11 protein-coding genes are annotated in these 16,751 nt (G+C 71.0%); 5 read left to right on the top strand and 6 right to left on the bottom strand.

The features are described from left to right. Positions 1-40: 40 nt before the first annotated feature. Together ATK36_RS22560 and mca are read right to left on the bottom strand one after the other, a co-directional pair. Positions 41-370: a hypothetical protein gene (locus tag ATK36_RS22560; protein ID WP_098513323.1), complete on the bottom strand. Its 330-nt coding sequence runs from the start codon at positions 368-370 to the stop codon at positions 41-43. After that, the gene (gene mca, locus ATK36_RS22555; RefSeq protein WP_098513322.1) at positions 367-1,281 is read right to left on the bottom strand and encodes a mycothiol conjugate amidase Mca; all 915 of its coding nucleotides are present in this window, start codon (positions 1,279-1,281) and stop codon (positions 367-369) included. Before mca ends, ATK36_RS22560 begins: the two co-directional genes overlap by 4 nt. A gap of 181 nt (positions 1,282-1,462) precedes the next feature. Here mca and ATK36_RS22550 point away from each other — a divergent pair, with 181 nt between their 5' ends. The 3 genes from ATK36_RS22550 to ATK36_RS22540 all read left to right on the top strand — a co-directional run bounded on the left by ATK36_RS22550 (position 1,463) and on the right by ATK36_RS22540 (position 3,529). Then, positions 1,463-1,921, top strand: a complete 459-nt coding sequence (locus tag ATK36_RS22550; protein ID WP_211291932.1) for a DUF4307 domain-containing protein — start codon at positions 1,463-1,465, stop codon at positions 1,919-1,921. A 200-nt stretch (positions 1,922-2,121) separates the two neighbouring features. Then, a complete protein-coding gene (gene greA, locus ATK36_RS22545) occupies positions 2,122-2,622 on the top strand; it encodes a transcription elongation factor GreA (protein ID WP_098513320.1) in 501 nt (166 codons plus the stop codon). 94 nt (positions 2,623-2,716) lie between these two features. Further along, entirely contained in the window at positions 2,717-3,529 is an 813-nt protein-coding gene (locus tag ATK36_RS22540) for an MBL fold metallo-hydrolase (RefSeq protein WP_098513319.1), read from the top strand. 401 nt (positions 3,530-3,930) lie between these two features. Here the strand turns inward: ATK36_RS22540 and ATK36_RS22530 are convergent, their stop codons facing one another. Genes ATK36_RS22530 through ATK36_RS22515 form a run of 4 tightly spaced genes read right to left on the bottom strand, consistent with a single transcriptional unit; the run spans position 3,931 to position 14,237 of the window. Continuing rightward, positions 3,931-4,782 carry a class I SAM-dependent methyltransferase gene (locus ATK36_RS22530; RefSeq protein ID WP_098513318.1) on the bottom strand — a complete coding sequence of 284 codons (852 nt, stop codon included), beginning with the start codon at positions 4,780-4,782 and terminating at the stop codon, positions 3,931-3,933. Continuing rightward, positions 4,779-5,894, bottom strand: coding sequence for a class I SAM-dependent methyltransferase (locus tag ATK36_RS22525; protein WP_098513317.1), 1,116 nt, complete (start codon positions 5,892-5,894; stop codon positions 4,779-4,781). The genes ATK36_RS22530 and ATK36_RS22525 overlap by 4 nt, the downstream gene beginning before the upstream one ends. After that, on the bottom strand, positions 5,891-7,039 hold the full coding sequence (locus tag ATK36_RS22520; RefSeq protein ID WP_098513316.1) for a pyridoxal phosphate-dependent aminotransferase: 1,149 nt from the start codon (positions 7,037-7,039) through the stop codon (positions 5,891-5,893). The genes ATK36_RS22525 and ATK36_RS22520 overlap by 4 nt, the downstream gene beginning before the upstream one ends. 25 nt (positions 7,040-7,064) lie before the next feature. Next, positions 7,065-14,237: a non-ribosomal peptide synthetase/MFS transporter gene (locus ATK36_RS22515; RefSeq protein ID WP_098513315.1), complete on the bottom strand. Its 7,173-nt coding sequence runs from the start codon at positions 14,235-14,237 to the stop codon at positions 7,065-7,067. 313 nt (positions 14,238-14,550) lie between these two features. Here ATK36_RS22515 and ATK36_RS22510 point away from each other — a divergent pair, with 313 nt between their 5' ends. Then, the gene (locus tag ATK36_RS22510) at positions 14,551-15,552 is read left to right on the top strand and encodes an arginine deiminase family protein (RefSeq protein ID WP_245915387.1); all 1,002 of its coding nucleotides are present in this window, start codon (positions 14,551-14,553) and stop codon (positions 15,550-15,552) included. Then, positions 15,549-16,610 carry a class I SAM-dependent methyltransferase gene (locus ATK36_RS22505; RefSeq protein WP_170069853.1) on the top strand — a complete coding sequence of 354 codons (1,062 nt, stop codon included), beginning with the start codon at positions 15,549-15,551 and terminating at the stop codon, positions 16,608-16,610. The genes ATK36_RS22510 and ATK36_RS22505 overlap by 4 nt, the downstream gene beginning before the upstream one ends. Positions 16,611-16,751 lie beyond the last annotated feature (141 nt).

Here is a 16,751-nt window from a genome sequence, read left to right as displayed (position 1 = left end):
GCCGCACGGGGCCGGGGGCGAACAGTCGCCGAGGTGAGGGTCAGTCGGTCTGCCGGCCCGCGGTCGCGTCCTTCTCCGGTGTGCCGGCCTCGGCATCCTGTGGTTCGGCCGGTGTTCCGGCCTGGTCCGCCGCGGGAGTCTCGTCCGCCGGATCGAAGCTGGCCGGCACCCGCTTGAGGTGCTTGGTCATCGAGCGGATCAGGAACGCGACCGCGACCAGGAACAGGATCAGCAGCAGCAGGCCGACCGGGGAGGACTTGCCGAAGTCCTCCCCCTGCCCGCCGTTGTCCCCGTTGCCCGGCTGCTGGGCCAGTACCACGGCCGACGCCGTGAGCGGAAGGACCGCCGCGGCCGGCACACCGAAACTCATGGGCTCACCTTCTCCTTGATGCCTGTGAACAGATCGTCCTCCGGCAGCGTGCTGTCCACCAGGGAGCGGTTGAGCTCGTACTCCTCGGTCGGCCACACCTTCCGCTGGACGTCCACTGGCAAGGCGAACCAGCGGCTGTCCGGGTCGATCTGCGTGGCGTGCGCCTTCAGCGCCTCGTCCCGCACCTCGAAGTATTCCCCGCACTCGATCTGCGTGGTCACCCGCTCCAGCACATCGGGGCGGCCGGCGTCCCACTTCGCCAGCCACTCGGTGAACGGCGACTCCATCCCCGCGTCGAGCATGGCCTGGTGGAACAGCTCCATCCGGCGCTTCGAGAAGCCGTGCCCGTAGTACAGCTTGAGCGGCTGCCAGGGCTCACCGGCGTCCGGGAAGCGGTCCGGGTCGCCCGCCGCGTCGAACGCGGCCATGGACACCTCGTGCGTGCGGATGTGATCCGGGTGCGGGTACCCGCCGTTCTCGTCGTAGGTGGTGATCACGTGCGGACGGAACTCGCGGATGACCCGCACCAGTGCCTCGGTGGACTCCTCCAGCGGGGTCAGCGCGAAGCAGCCGGCCGGCAGCGGGGGCAGCGGATCGCCCTCGGGCAGGCCGGAGTCCACGAACCCCAGCCAGCGGTGCCGCACACCGAGGATCTTGGCCGCGCGGGCCATCTCCTCGCGGCGGATCTCGGTGATGTTCGCCAGCACCTCGGGCCGGTCCATCGCCGGGTTGAGGATGCTGCCCGCCTCACCGCCGGTGCAGGTCACGACCATCACGTCGTGCCCTTCGGCCACGTAGCGGGCCATCGTCGCGGCGCCCTTGCTCGACTCGTCGTCGGGGTGCGCGTGCACCGCCATCAGACGCAGTCCGGGCTTGCGGTCTTCTGTCGTCAGCTCGTCGGCTCCCACCATGGTCCGAACGGCCCTTTCCTGGTCCATTATTCCGTCCTGACCGGCATTTCCGCGGTTGGCCGCCCCCGGCTCCACGCCGCCGGAGCGGGTCGCGGATACTCGATGCGTGGACGTGGTGCCGCTTCGCCGGCCCCGCCCATTGTCCTCAGGGGTACGACCAGTCCGACCGGAGGCCCGGGTTTTGCAGAGCGGGGATGCCGTGACCACCGCGAGTGACGCCGATCCGGCGCCGCTCGCGGACCGGTACGGCACGGCCCGCCGGCCACGCCCGACCCGGCGCAGGTGGGCCTGGCTGTTCGGCGCGATCGCCGTGCTGACCGGCTTCGGAATCGCCTGGATCGCCTACGTCAACCTGGGGCAGACCCCGATCGAAGCGGAGCGGGTCGCCTTCGAGGAGCGGCCCGGCGACGCGATGCAGATCACCATCAACGTCACGCGCGACGACCCGGACAAGCCCGGGGTGTGCGTCGTACGGGTCCGCGACCGCTCCGGAGCCGAGAGCGGGCGCAAGGAGGTTCTGGTCCCCGCCGGGGCCGGGCACAGCAGCCTGAGCACGGTGGTGAAGAGCATCGGGCGGCCGGTGACCGCCGACGTGTACGGCTGCTCGTATTCGATACCACGTTATCTGTCAACCCCGTAGCGGCCAACGGGGTGAAATGCGCGGTGAACGTCCGCGCTGCGTGGGAATCGACCGGCGTCGGCCTGTCACGCCGTGATACGCTGGTACACCAGCACGGCCCGGCGCGGGCCGTGTTTTTCCTTTATCCCCACCCGCGCGGGTCCCGATGGCACACGCGGTGGCCGGCTTGCACACCCAAGCCTGGCAAGCCCTACGAGGAGATGGTGACCGTGAGCGACACCAAGGTGACCTGGCTGACCCAGGATGCCTACGACCGGCTCAAGCACGAGCTCGACGAAATGATCGAGAATCGTCCGGTCATCGCCGCACGCATCAACGACAGCCGGGAAGAGGGCGACCTCAAGGAAAACGGCGGCTACCACGCGGCCCGCGAGGAGCAGGGCCAGGCCGAGGCGCGGATCCGGCACCTGCAGGAGCTGCTGCGCAACGCGAAGGTCGGCGAGGCGGCCGACGACGACGGCACGGCCGGGCCGGGCAAGGTACTCACCGTCAAATACGACGGGGACGACGAGGAGGAGAAGTTCCTGCTCGCCACCCGTGAAGAGGGCGCCGAGGGTTCGCTCGACGTGTACTCCCCGGAGTCGCCGCTGGGCAAGGCCCTGCTCGGCGCCAAGGAGGGCGAGTCGCGCGAGTACGAGCTGCCCAACGGCAAGACCATGAAGGTCACCCTGGTCAAGGCCGTGCCCTACAGCGAAGCCTGACCTTCCCCGCATACTGCCGCCCGGCCGGGTTCTCCCCGGCCGGGCTTCGCGCGGTTTAGCGTGGTTTCCTCCGACGAGGACCGGGAGGAAGACCATGAGCACCGAACCCGTCTGCCTGGCGTGCGGCATGCAGTACCCCGCGCCACGCACTACCTGCCCGATCTGCGAGGACGAGCGGCAGTACGTACTCCCGGGCGGCCAGCAGTGGACCGACCTCGCGACGCTGCGCGCGAGCGGTGACCGGCGGGCCCGCATCGAGGAGCAGGGTCCGGGCCTCCTCGGCGTCGGTTCGGAGCCCGGCTTCGCCATCGGCCAGCGCGCCCTGCTGGTGCGGACCGGCAGCGGCAACTTCCTCTGGGACTGCGCGGCCTACCTCGACGACGAGCTGATCACCCGGATCACCGAGCTGGGCGGGATCACCGGGATCGCGATCAGCCACCCGCACTACTACACGACCATGGTCGACTGGGCACACGCCTTCGACGTGCCGATCCACCTGCACGAGGCCGATCGCCAGTGGATCGGCCGCCCGGACCCGGCGATCCGCCTGTGGTCCGGCACGACCTTCGACGTGACCGACGAGCTCCGGCTGATCAACCTGGGCGTGCACTTCGCCGGCGGAACCGTCCTGCACTGGCCCGGTGGGGAGAACAGCCGCGGCGCCCTGCTGTCCGGCGACATCGTGCAAGTGGTCCCGGACCGTACGCACGTGGGGTTCATGTACAGCTACCCGAATCTGATCCCGGAACGACCTAGCGTCGTACGCCGTGCCGCGGAGTTGCTTGAGCCGTACCCATTCGACGCCATCTACGGGGCGTGGTGGGACGCCATCGTGCGTACGGACGGCCATGCGGTCGTACAGCGGTCGGCGAAGCGGTACCTCGCGTACGTAGAGGAGACGGTCTAGGGGGCTGTGGTGTTGAAGTCGGTCAGCGCCATTCGCTGCGCTGTGGATGGCGGCTTCGTAGCGGACGGCGAGTTTGTTGTAGCGCCAGACGGGCACCCGGATCCCGGTCAGGACGGGAACGAATTGCGGGCTGTCGCTGCGCTGCCCGGCGATCAGCACGATCGACAACGGCTTCTGCCCCTTGCCCACACCCCAGATGCAGCTTCCTGGTCAACCCGCCCCAACGCATGGTCATCAGGCTCCGCCTGAGCGGGGTTCTTGAACTGCCGCTGGAGAACGCGGTCGCCCGTCGTTGGTCCAGGCAGATCCGGCATAGGCCGTCCCCGTCGATCCGCCAGGCACGGCGTTCGTCGAGCCCGCGTCGGCTGGAGATCACCCGCCTGACGGATCCGGCGTCGGGATCAGCGGACGAGTGCGACCACCGCCATCGAGGTCGCCCACCAATACGTGCAGTCCTCGGGCGGGAGGAGCCCCTCGACGACGCCGATCTCCACGCTGGTGAAGTGGCGCAGCACGATGCGCTGGTGCTCGCGGCTCAACGAGTCGATCTCGTTGGTGTAGTAGGTGAGCACCCCGCCTGGGCGGAGGTGGCGCGCGCCGGCGGGCAGAAAGTGCTCGGCGTAGAACGTGTCTTCGACGTTGTGCGCGAGCGCCTCCTCCTCGGAGGTCGGGTATGTGTCGAAGAAGATGCCGTCGAACTGCCCGAGCTCATCGATGCGGTCCTGCCAGCGTCCCTCGACGATCGTGATCGTCTGGTCCGGGCGCTCGGCGGCCCAGGCGCGGGCTCTTTCGGCGACGTGGCTGTTCGCTTCGATGACCGTGTAGCTGCGTACACCCTCGGCAAGGATGGCGGTGGCCGAGATGCCCATCCCGAAGCCCAGCTCGAGTACATCGCCGTGCGTGCGAGTGGCGATGGCGGCCATCCGGTGCATCAGCGGGCGTTCCCACGCCTGCATCACCTCTTGCCCCGCGATGATCAGCTCGTCCTCGTCGAGGTTCTCCTGCGCGCTCGTCCAGTCGTCGGTGCGGTACTGGTCGAAGGACGAGTCGCGCTGCGGCGGCCGGCGCTCGGCGGCGGCGTGCAGGGCGTTCAGGTCGACCGCTCCCTCGTGCAGGATTTGGTCGATCTCCTTGCTCCGACGCCACGGTTCGAGGTTGCGCAGAAAGTCCGTCGAGCGGATCGAGGAGGTCAGTGCGACGGGGCCGTGATGCACGGCCCGGTTGGCGATCGACTCCTCGGCCTGGTCGGTCATGCCTGCCGGCTCCCGTCGGCCGTAGGCGACTGCGTCGACGCGGCTGAGCGGGCGCGGCGCAGCAGCATTCCCGGCAGGAGGCCGGTCGAGTCGATGTCGGGATCGGGATCGGCATCGACCACGCACTCCAGTCCGGCGCGGTCGAACAGCGCCGACCAGGCCGCGACATCCATCAGCCGCTGCTCGGTGATGGCATGGATGAGGTAGTACGGGTTGTAGAACGCCCGGCCCAGGCCCTCACGCAGCCGTGGATCGTCGGGCTGGTGGTCGACTTCGAGGACGAGCCACCACACGTCGTCACGGTCCGCGGTCACGGTGGCCAGCAGCTCGACGACGGCGTCCTCGCCGTCCTGCTCCAGCACCTCTTGCAGCACGAATGCGGCCAGATACACCACCGGACCCTCGGGTGGGGGCTCGACCGACGGCGCGTCGAGGGCACCGCCCTGCTGGATCCGCATCCGATCGCGGACATCCGGCTGGGCGGCGGTGGCACGGGCGAGCGCCACGCCGGCGGGGTCGGGCTCGAGACCTACGCCGCGCAGACCGGGACGGCGGCGGGCCAGCTCGGCGAGGAACCGGCCGTCGCCGCAGCCACAGTCGATCACGGTGACGGGCGTGTCTCGCGCCGGCCCGGTGACCGTCTCCAGAATCCGGTCGGCCAGCGGGACCGCGTCGAACATGCTCATCCCGCAGGCACCGGCCCCCACCTCGCCCCCGTTGCGACCGGCCCAGCCGGCATCGGCGGCGAGAGTAGGCCCGAGCGCAGCGAAAGTCTGCGCGTAGCCGCCGACAAGCAGCTGGTACCAGGGCCGGAACACGGCGGCCTCCGCGCCCGGCGCCCCGAGCGACCAGCCACCGTCCTGCTCGACGACATAGCCTTCGTTGCGCAGGTAGTGCAGGTAGCCCAGCAGCCGATCGGGAGCGAACGAGTGCCGGGCGGCGAGATCGTCGAGACTCAAGCCCGGTGCGTCGGCCAGTGTGTCGGCCAGACCAGTGTCGAGCAGGGCGTACACGGCGTGGGCCAGTGCCAGGTGGCGCAGCGGTTCGATGGCCGCGACGAGGCGGTCCTCGGTCCGGCCGCCGTCGCGGGATCGGTCACCGATCATCGTCATCGGATACTTCCTCCAGGTTCGGTGAGCGTCGTCGGCTCGGCGCTCTCGGCGTCGAGCGCGGAGCGGAATTGGGCCAGTGCCTCCTCGTCGCCGAGGCTGACCCGCAGCCAGCCCGGCAGCCCGAGTACGTCGCCGTCGCTGATCCAGACCCCGCGTGCGGCCAGGCGGGCGACCAAAGCGCGGGTGGCCGCGGTATCGGCGCCGCGAGCCAGCACGTAGTTCGCGTCGGTGGTCCGGACGTCGGACAGCAGCGGGCAATCGCGCAGGACGGCCGCGAAGCGGGGCCGCATCGTGCGGATGTGGGCACGTAGCGCCCGCCGGTGCGCGAGGTCGGCGAGCGAGCCGTCGAGTGCGTGCAGAGCCACCGTGTCGACTGTGTAGGCCCGCTGCCGGTCCCGCAGCCGCGTCGTCAACTCGGGCGCGGCGACGAGCGCTCCGACCCGCAGCCCAGCCAGGCCATGGCTCTTGGAGAAGCTGTGGAACACGGCCAGCCGCCCCTCCGCCATCGCCTCGGCGACGACCGTCCGGTCGATACCGGGTGCCAGCACCGCTTCGGCGATGGACCGCCCGGCCGCGGCCGGGTCGACGGGGAACGACTCGGCGAACTCGGCATAGGTCGCGTCGAGGCACACCAGCGCGGCCCGGCGGATCACCTCCGTGACCCAGGCCGGGTCGAAGAAGCTCCCCGTCGGGTTGTGCGGTTGAGCGAGGAAGACAGGTCCGGCACCGGTGAGCTCCTCAGGTGCGCACTGCGGCTCCCACGCCGCGTCGAGCGTGATCGTCCGGGGTGTGACCCCCAGCGCCCGCGCCCGGTCGGGATAACCGAAGAACCCCGGCAACACCGACCAGGCCTCGCTCGCCCCCACCATCAGGAGATCGGCGGCCTCGTCGACCCCGTTGGTGAGCAGGACACACTCCGGAGCCACCCCGAGGTCGGCGGCGACCCGGCCGGTCACCGCCTCGACGAGGCCGCGCGGATAGCGGTGCAGCTGCCGCGCGTGCGCGCAGACGCGGGCCACCGCGACCGGGGATGGTCCGAGTGGGCTCTCGTTCCAGTCGAGCAGGGCGGCCCCACCGTCAACGGGCGGTGTCGCACCGCCGCCCCCCTGTCGGTAGCTGCTGCTGTCCGTAGTCGGTTCCGGCAACTGCCCAGACCTCGCTTTCGTCGTCTCAGTGGCGGCGCAGCTGGGCGTCGGCCCGCTGCGCCACGGTGTCGCGGTCGTGGATCTCCGGGCCGGGGACGGCGTCGGGGAGGTCGTCCTCGGCGTGGCGCAACGAACGCTGCAGCCAGCCCCGCCCCGCCCATGCGGTCAGTCCCAGCCCGCTCAGCACGACCAGCAACGCGAGGCCACGCGCGGGACCGTCGCCGAACAGTGCGACCGGCAGCCACGGACTCGACGCCGGATCTGCCAGCGCCGGGACCACGGCGACGTCGGCCACGGGCAGGACGATCAGGAACCCGAGGGGGATGGTGATCAACGGCAGGGCCGTGAAGATCGCCATGACCCGGCCGAGCAGCTGCGGGTCGACCTTGGTGCCGAGCACCGCGATCCAGCTGCCGTCGATGATCGACTCGGTGAACAACAGGACGAACATGCCTGCCGCGGCGAGCACCGGGTCGCCGGTGATCCCGACGATCAGCAACCCGAGCCCGCCGGCCCCGCCCGCGACGAGCATGCCCTCCGTGCGCCGCCGGGTGCCGCCCCACAGGCCCATCACGACCGCGCCGAGCACACCGCCGACCCCGCCGACGGCGAGCACCACGCCGAGCACGACCGGTGAGTGCCGGGCGAGGATCAGCGGTGTCACCACCGTGAAGCCGACCGTGTAGATGGCCACGTCGACCACCATGAACCACAGTCCGGCGCGAAGCGGCGCCCGGCGGATGACGTACCGCCAGCCGTGGGCGATCTCGGCCCAGAGGCTCTCCTCGCGGCGTTTGAACGCCCGATCGGGAATGCGCACCAGCAGCAGCGTCAGCAGTCCGATCGCGAAGCCCGCCGCCTCCAGCAGCAGGACTCCGCCGATCCCGAGCGCGACGAGGAGCCCGATTCCGAGTAGCGGCCCCGCGACCTGGCTGATGTTCACCGCGATCTGGCCGACGCCCGCGGCGTGCCCCAAGTAACGCTTGGGGACGAGCTGGGGGACGGCGGCGAGGTAGGCGGGCCGTTGGAACGCTCCCGCCACGGAGGTCAGGCAGAGCGCGACCACGGCGAACGGGATCCGCAGCCCGCCGCCGACGGTGACGAGCAACGCCAGTCCTACGGTGGCGACCATCGACACGGCGTTGGACGTGATCATCACCAGTCGCCGGTCGACGCGGTCGGCCACGGCGCCCGCAATCGGCGTCACCAGCACACCGGGCAGCATGCCGACTGCGCTGAGCAAACCGAACAGCGTCAGATCATTCGTCGCCCCGAGCGCCCATACGGCGATGACGAGCGAGGCGATGCCACTGCCGACGGCGGACACGGTCTGGCCCGCCGCGACCACCGCGAACCGGCGCAGCCCCGGACGCACATCCATGTTCGCCGGGGCAGGATCGGCCAGGCCGGGATCCGACGGGCTCTCGCGCCAGCGGTTCGCAGCGTCGACGAGGACGTCGGCCAGTTCGGCGGCCTGGTGCTTGACGAAGAAGTGTCCGCCCCGCTCGATCACCGCGAGCTCGACGTGAGAGGAGTACGCCGCCCACTCCCGGTGGCGTTCGTCGTAGAGCTCGGTGACCCGGTCGCGCTGGCCGACCACGCTGAGCACCGGAACCGCGAGCGCCGGGGCGGCCACGTCGCCGGTCTCCGCGGTGAAGTACTCCTCGGCCTCCCGGGAGTCATGGCGGACGTTGCGCAGGACGAAGTCCGCGTCCTGCCCCTCCTCGACGTCGGCGAAACCGCCACGCGCCCGCAGGTAGTCCAGGTAGGCGCGGTTGCCGACCAAGCCGTCCGTGGGCAAAAGGCGGCGCACTCGATCGAAGAACCGGCCGGGGAGCCTGGCGATCGGGAACTGCGCACCCAGGCCGACGCCGATCAGATCGATCGGGCCGCCGGTCACGCGGCGCGCGACCTCAAGGGCCAGCGCGGTCCCGACGCATTGTCCGTAGAGCAGGATCGGTCCCTCGACGGCCAGGAGCTCCTCGACGACTCGTCCGGCGATCTCGTGGAGGCCGGCGAGCGGTTCGTCCCGGGCCTGGTCGTGGCCCGGCAGCTCGACGGCGAGCAGTGCCCAGCCGGCCGGCAGCGCCTCGGCCAGCGGACCGAACGTCATCGAGGTCCCGCCCGCGTAGGGGAACCCGACGATCGTGGCTCCGCCGAGGGCCGGGTCGGCCCGTCCGGTGCCGATCGGCTGCAGCAACCGGTCGGCGGCGTCGGTCACCGTGCGCTCCGCGCCATCGGCCGGGACGGCGGCGGGCAACCGGTCAGGTGCCGCAGGGTGGTCGGTCTCGAGGTTGTCGACGTGGCGGGCCAGCTGTCGCAACGAGGGGCGACGGAACACGTCGACGAGGCGCAGGGAGGAAGACACGGCGCGGGCCATGCGCACCGTCGCGAAGGAGTCGCCGCCCAGCCCGGTGAACGTGCTGTCGGCGGTCACCACGGCGACCTCGATGCCGAGCAACTCGGCCCAGACCCCGGCGATCCGTTGCTCCGTCGCGGTCGCGGGGGCCATCGCCGGTGTGGCGGGGCCTGCCGAGCCGGGCGCGGGCAGAGCGGCACGGTCGAGCTTGCCGCTGTGGGTACGCGGCAGCCGGGGCAACACGACGACACGGGCCGGGACCGCGCCCGTGGGCAGCCGGGTCTGCAGTGCCGCCAGCAGGTCGGGCTCCGGGAGAGTGGTGCTGCCGTCGTCTGCCACGACGTAGCCGACGAGGTCCGCTCCCTGAAGCGTGGCAGCCGCGGCGGCGACATCAGGAAGGGCGCGCAGCGCGGCCTCGACCTCACCCAGCTCGATGCGATGGCCCCGCACCTTGACCTGGTCGTCGAGCCGGCCGAGGTACTCCACGGTCCCGTCGGTCCGCACGCGGGCACGGTCGCCGGTGCGGTAACGACGTCCGCCCGGGACAAAGGGGTCCGGCCCGAACCGCTGCCGGGTCAGGCCCGGGCGGCGGTGGTAGCCCGCCGCGACGCCGGCGCCACCGAGATGCAGTTCCCCGGGCACGCCCGGGGGGACCAGCTCGTCATGGGCATCGAGCACGTAGGCGCGCTGGTGGGGAAAGGGCCGCCCGATCGGCACCAGCGTGGCCTCTGCTTCGAGAGGCCCCTCGAAGCAGAGGCTGTCCACGGTCGCCTCGGCGACACCGTAGGAGTTGACGAGGCGGGTGCCCGCGTCGAGCAGCGCGTGAGCCTGCTGATAGTCCTCGACGGGCCAGGCCTCGCCGCCGCCGATGAGCAGCCGCAGGTCGGGCAGCGGCCCGCAGACGGCGAGCAACGGGTTCAGCATGCTCGGTACCAGCTCGGTACACGCCACCCGCTCCCGGCGCAGGAACTCCGCGAAGACCGGTGGGTCCAGCGCGGTCTCCTTCGGGACGACCACCAGGCGCCCTCCCGCGGTGTGGGCGCGCACAGTCTCGCCGACGAACAGATCGAACGACACCGGGGCCACCTGAGCGAACGTCCAGTCCGGTACCAGGGCGTAGTGCTGCATCCACATCTCGACGGCGTGGGTCAGGCTGTCGTGGGTCACCACCACCGCCTTCGGCGCCCCGGTCGATCCGGACGTGTACACCAGGTAGGCGGGGTCGGCGGGGGTGACAGCCACGTCAGGTGGGTCGCTGGGATGTGCGGTAATCGCCGCCGCTTCCCGATCGAGCAGGACCGTCTCGATGGCCGCCCCGGTCGTCGCGAGCGCCGGACCGGCGGTATCTGCGCGGGTGACGAGGACGTCGGCACCGGAGTCGGCCAGCACCTTGGCCAGCCTGCCCGCGGGATGATCGAGGTCGAGCGCGACATAGGCGCGGCCCGCCGTGAGGACACCCCACACGGCGACGAACAGGTCGACGCCACGGGGCAGCGCGATCGCGATCGGGGTGTCTCGCCCGCCGCTCGGCCGACCCGCTCTGTGGTGCAGGTGGTGCGCGAGCCGGTTGGCCCTTGACGCCAGCTGCGCGTAGTCGATCGTGGTGTCGCCGACGGTCAGAGCCGGCGCGTGCGGGCGCTCGGCGGCGACCGCCTGCAGGTAGTGCTGGACGAGCGGAAACCGCGGCGCACGCCCCGATGTCCGGCCGTTGACCGCGTCGAGCAGCCGGGTGCGTGCGTCCGGTGAGAGCAGCGGCAGCCGATGCAACGGGGTGCCGGGCTCGGCGACGGCGGCGTCAAGGAGAACCGTGAGCTGGTCGAGAATGCCCTCGACGCGGTCGCGGTCGAACAGCTCGCTGCGCGCAGTGAGCGTCAGGACGTGGCCCGCGCTGGTCGTGTCGAGGGCAAAGGCGAGGTCGACGGTCTGCGCGGCGGGCACGACGTCACCCACGTACCGGACCGGGCCGTCGTAGCCGTGCGGCGTGTTCAACACGGTGAGGAGGACGGAGCTGAAGGGATTGCCGGCGCCCGGGGTGACCGGTCGCTCGGTCACCGCGAGGATCTCGGGCAGCGGCAGACGCTGGTGGTCCAGGTCGGCGACGGTGTCGGCGGCCACCCGGTCCAGCAGCTCGCCGAAGGACGGGTCGCCGCCCGTGTCGGCCCGCAGCGGGAGAGTGTTGAGCAACGCGCCGACCTCGTCCTCCAGGCCGGTGCCGCCCCGGTTGGCCACCGGGGCGAGCACCACCGGATCGGTCCGTCCGGTCCACCTGCTCAACAGGGCGTGCACGCCGGTCAGAACCACGGCGAACAGGCTGGCGCGACGGTCGCGGCCCAGTGCGTCCCATCGCCCGACCGTCGTCGCATCGAGCCGGCGCTCGACGCGCAGCGCGGCGAACGTAGGCTCCAGCGGGCGCGGCCGATCGGCCGGCACCTCGACGGCCGGGCCGACACCATCGAGGCGCTGCCGCCAGTAAGCCCGATCGGATGTACGGGCAGTGGAATCCGCGTACGCGGGAACGGTCACGCCCCGGGCCGGCGGCTCCAGGGTCGCGCCGTCGATCAGCAACCCCAGGTCACGAGCCACGACGCCGGCCGACCAGCCGTCGAACACGATGTGATGGACGAACAGGGTGAGTACTCCGGTCGCGGGGTCGTGAACCGCGCGGGCGACCGGGCCTTCCCGCAGGTCGACCTCCGGGCCACCGATCTGGATGCGGCCGGTGCCGTCCACCACCATCACCGGCCGTCCGTCCCGCTCGGGGAACCGGGCTCCGAGCACGGGGTGGCGCCGCACGAGCGCGGCAAGGAGCGCAGTCAACTCGGTGGGCTCGACGGATCGGTCGACGTGGTAGCGCAGACCGAGCAGGTAGCGGGGCAGGCCCGGCTCGATCACGTCGGTGAGCCAGTAGTCGGGCTGCAGGCCACCGAGTTCGAAGGTCCCCGTCGCGGTGCGCGGCGACTCGGCGGGAACGACCCGCGCCGACGCGGCCACCAGCTCGGCGGTGCGGGCCGGGGTGCCAGCCGCGAACAGGTCGGCCAACGTGAGTTCGACCCCGTGCTCGGTGCGCAGGCGGGTGAGGATGCGCACGGCGGCGAGCGAATCGGCGCCGGCGGCGAACAAGTCGTCGTCCGGCCCGATCGCCGGGCGATCGAGCACCTGCGACCACAGCGCCGACATCGCGGCCGCGGGGTCGGCGTCGTCCGGGGCGGCGCTTTCCGGGGCGGTGCTTTCAGGGGCGGTGGTGTCCGGGGTCCCGCGCAACGCGACGAGGTCGACCTTGTCGTGGTCGGTACGGGGGAACCGCCGGTGGAACCGGATCCGGGCCGGAACCATCGCGGCGGGCAGCCGGCCCGTCAGGTCGGCACGCACCGCCGGCTCGTTGGGGGCCAGGTCGCCGTCCGCGATCAGATGGGCCTCAAGCCGGACGGTGCCGGCGTCAGGCACGGCGTCGACGACGGCGTCGGCGACCCCGGGGACCAGCCGCAGCGCCGCCTCGACCTCGCTGATCTCCACGCGGACCCCACGGACCTGTACCTGCCGGTCAAGACGACGCAGGTAGGCGAAACTGCCGTCCGGTCCCTGGGAGACGACGTCGCCGGTCCGGTACCAGCGGACTGGCTCGTCCGCAGGCCCCGGCTCGGTGCGGAAGCGCTCCTCCGTCAGGTCGGGCCGGCCGAGGTAGCCGTCGGTGACCCCGGGACCGCCGATCCACAGCTCGCCGGTGGCGCACTCGGGCCTGTCGCCGGATTCACCGGGTACCGGCCGGATCTCGGTCAGCACGCCGGGCAGCGGCTCGCCGATCGGTACGGGGTCGTCGCCGTCGTAGTGGGTCAGATCGGCCACCAGTGCCACGACGGTGGTCTCGGTCGGGCCGTAGCAGTTGATCAAACGCACATGCGGCCCAACCGTCCGGCGCCAGCGGCGCACGGCGTCGGCGTACACCGCCTCTCCACCGAGCACGATCTGCCGTACCGACGGCGGCAGGGTGGCTTCGCCCCGCTCCAGCACACCGAGTATCTCCCGCCAGTAAGCGGGTGGCGGAGTGAGGACAGTGGTTCCCCACTCGCCGCAGCGGCGCAGGAACAGGTCCGGGCGACTCAGCATCTCCTCGTCGCGGATCACCACCGTCGCCCCGACCGAAAGCGGCAGCAGGATCTCTTCGACGCTCGCGTCGAATCCGAGCGAGGCGAACTGCAGGACGCGGTCGCCGGCGGTCGTGGTGTATGGGCCGCGGGCGGCGGCGCAGAAGAACGCGACCGCGCGCCGGGGCACGACGACGCCCTTCGGCTGGCCGGCGGAGCCGGAGGTGTAGATGACGTAGGCGGGCGCGTCCGGGTCCACTGTCGCCGGCGGTGCCGGACGCTCGGCGAGCACGGTCGCGCCGCCGGCCTCCGCCCTGTTCGCGTCGCCGATGCCGGGCACCGGACCGGCGGATCCCCCTACGCCGGCAAGTGGGCCGTCGAGATCGAGGGTGCCGACGGCACCGTCGAGAAGATCACGGGAGCCGGCATCGACGATGGCGACCCGCGCATTAACCTCGCCGAGCACTGCGTGAATGCGTGCTGCCGGCCCGTTGACCTCGACCGGGACGTATCCGGCACCGGTCCGCAGCACCGCCAGGATGGCCACGACAGCACGGATCCCGCGCGGGAGCACGAGGGCGACGAGATCGCGTGGCCGGACCCCGCGTGCCACGAGGTCGGCGGCCACGAGTTCGACCTCCGCCACGAGCTCCGCGTAGGTCAGCTCACGGGTGCCCTCGACGACGGCGGCCGCGTCCGGACTGCGTTCGACCTGCGCGGTGATCAGGTCGATCACGTCGGTCGGGTGGACGGTCATTTACGCCCTTCATCGATCTCACGGACTGTCACAACAGTGATCAAGCTCCACGATCGAGGTCACCAACCGGGGCCATCAAGATGAACGACCGAAGAATTCGCGCCGATACAGGACTGTATGTCACGCATTTAAATGATGTTCGCCCAATAGAGGGACGGTGTTCATGAGGATTGGTTTCCCTCGGCCACAGTCACCGAGGTTGGGAAAAGAATTGACCGTCGATCACCGGAGTCGTCCTGACACGACCCGTCCAGCAGGCCCCGTCAGCACCTACACCGAGTGGGACCCGCTTGAGGAGGTCATCGTGGGGACGATGCGCGGCGCAGCGGTCCCGCAGTGGGACGTGGCCGTCGAGTCCTGCGTGCCGGCCAGCGCGCGCGAACTGTTCACCCGCACCGCGGGCCAACCGTGGCCGCGCGAGCACGCTGAGGCGGCCGAGGCGGAGCTGGACGCCTTCGCCGGCTTCCTCACCGCTCGCGGGATCGTCGTGACACGGCCGGATCCGGTGGACCACACCCGAAGCTTCAGCACCCCACGCTGGTCGAGCCCCGGTGGGCTCTACAGCGCGATGCCCCGCGATCTGCTGCTCGTCGTCGGAGACATGATCATCGAGTCGCCGATGGCATGGCGCAGCCGCTATTTCGAGGCTGACGCCTACCATCGCCTGCTGACCGGCTACTTCCGGCGCGGCGCCCGGTGGATCGCCGCACCGCGACCGTTGCTCGACGATGACACCTTCGACGCCGGCTTCGACCGGGAGACGCCGTTCGCCACCCAGTCCTACGCGACCACCGAGGTCGAGCCGACCTTCGACGCGGCCGATTTCACCCGGTGCGGCACCGACTTGTTCGCCCAGCGCAGCCACGTCACCAACCGGCTCGGCATCGAGTGGGTGGCCCGGCATCTCGACCCGGAATACACCGTGCACATCGTCGAGACGATCGATCCGTATCCGATGCACATCGACGCATCCTTCGTGCCACTCGCCCCGGGGAAGCTGCTGCTGAATCGGAACAAGGTCAAGGATGTGCCGTCGGTCCTCGACGCCTGGGATGTGCGGGTGGCACCCGAGCCGGCAGTTCCGGACGATTTCGAGTTGTACATGTCCAGCCCCACCGTGGGAATGAATGTGCTCATGCTGAGCGAGACGCAGGTGGTGGTGGAGGCGCAGGAAACGGCCTTGGCGGACATGCTGGACGAATGGGGGTTCGACGTCCTGCCGATCCCATTCCGCAACGTCATGCGGTTCGGTGGGTGCTTCCACTGTGTCACCGCCGACGTGCGGCGCCGCGGCGAGCTGCGCAGCTTCGTGTGACCGGCCCGGCCAGCGCGGGCGAGATCTCCGCGCCCGCACTCGAACACGTCGCGATCTGGCGCGAGGTCTACGACACCCTCTACCTTGACGGCGAGCCGTGGGGGCGGCTGGGTGACGATTTCCGCGGCTGGGACTCGGCCTACGACGGTTCGCCGATCCCCGAAGCGGACATGCGCAGCTGGCGCGATACCACCGTCGCACGCATCCTGGAGCTGTTCCCGCGCCGGGTGGTCGAGATCGGCGTCGGCGGCGGGCTGCTCCTGGCCCTCGTCGCCCCGCACGTGCAGCACTACACAGGTACGGACTTCTCGCCATCCGCGATCGAGATCCTGAAACGCCGGCTGAACGCCGATCGCCCCGAACTCACGGATCGGGTCCATCTCGAAGTGACCGCCGCGCACGAGCGCGCGCGACTCCTGCGGGCCGGCCCCGCCGACCTCGTCGTCCTCAACTCCGTCGCGCAGTACTTCCCCGACCTCGACTACCTCACGGCCGTGGTGGCGACGGCAGCCGAGCTGGCAGGACCCACCGGAGCCGTCCTCGTGGGGGATGTCCGCTGCGAACCCCTGCGCGAACATTTCGCGACGGACGTGGCCCGCGCCCGCGGGGCCGACGCGAACGACCTCGGCCCGGCGGCGGCGCGCGTGCTGGCCACCGACCGTGAGCTGTTCGTCGCACCGGACTGGTTCGCGGCCACCGCCAGACGCCTCGGGCTGCATTGCCAGATCCGGTGCAAACAGGGCCCCGACAACGAGCTGACGCGCTACCGCTACGACGTGGTGCTGGTCGGGCCACAGCGCCCGGTGGTCGACGCGGGCGCCGCTCCCACGGTGCCGTGGCTCGACGCCCAGGACGGGCTGGATCTCCGCGCCCCGGTGCGGATCGTCGGCATCCCGAATCGCCGGCTCACACGCCGCGGACCGGATCCGGACCGCCCGCTCACCGTCGCCCCCGGCGTCCGTTCGGTGGTGCGGTGGTCGCGGAACGACCCGGCAACACTCGACCTGGTGCTCGTCCCGGCCTCGGCCGGCCCCGGGGTCGTCATCACCGAGCGCTGACGCGACGGGGTCACACAGGCCCGTCGAGCGGACGACCGGTGACCAGCACGAGGTCGCGGAAGGAGGGCACCAGCCGCCGCTCGACTCTTCGCCATCAACAGCGCCGGCCGTCCACTTCGGACACTCGCACGAAATACGGGT

This window comes from Amycolatopsis sulphurea (genome assembly GCF_002564045.1).
Taxonomy (GTDB): Bacteria; Actinomycetota; Actinomycetes; order Mycobacteriales; family Pseudonocardiaceae; genus Amycolatopsis; species Amycolatopsis sulphurea.
This window is presented reverse-complemented; position numbering and strand designations above follow the sequence as displayed.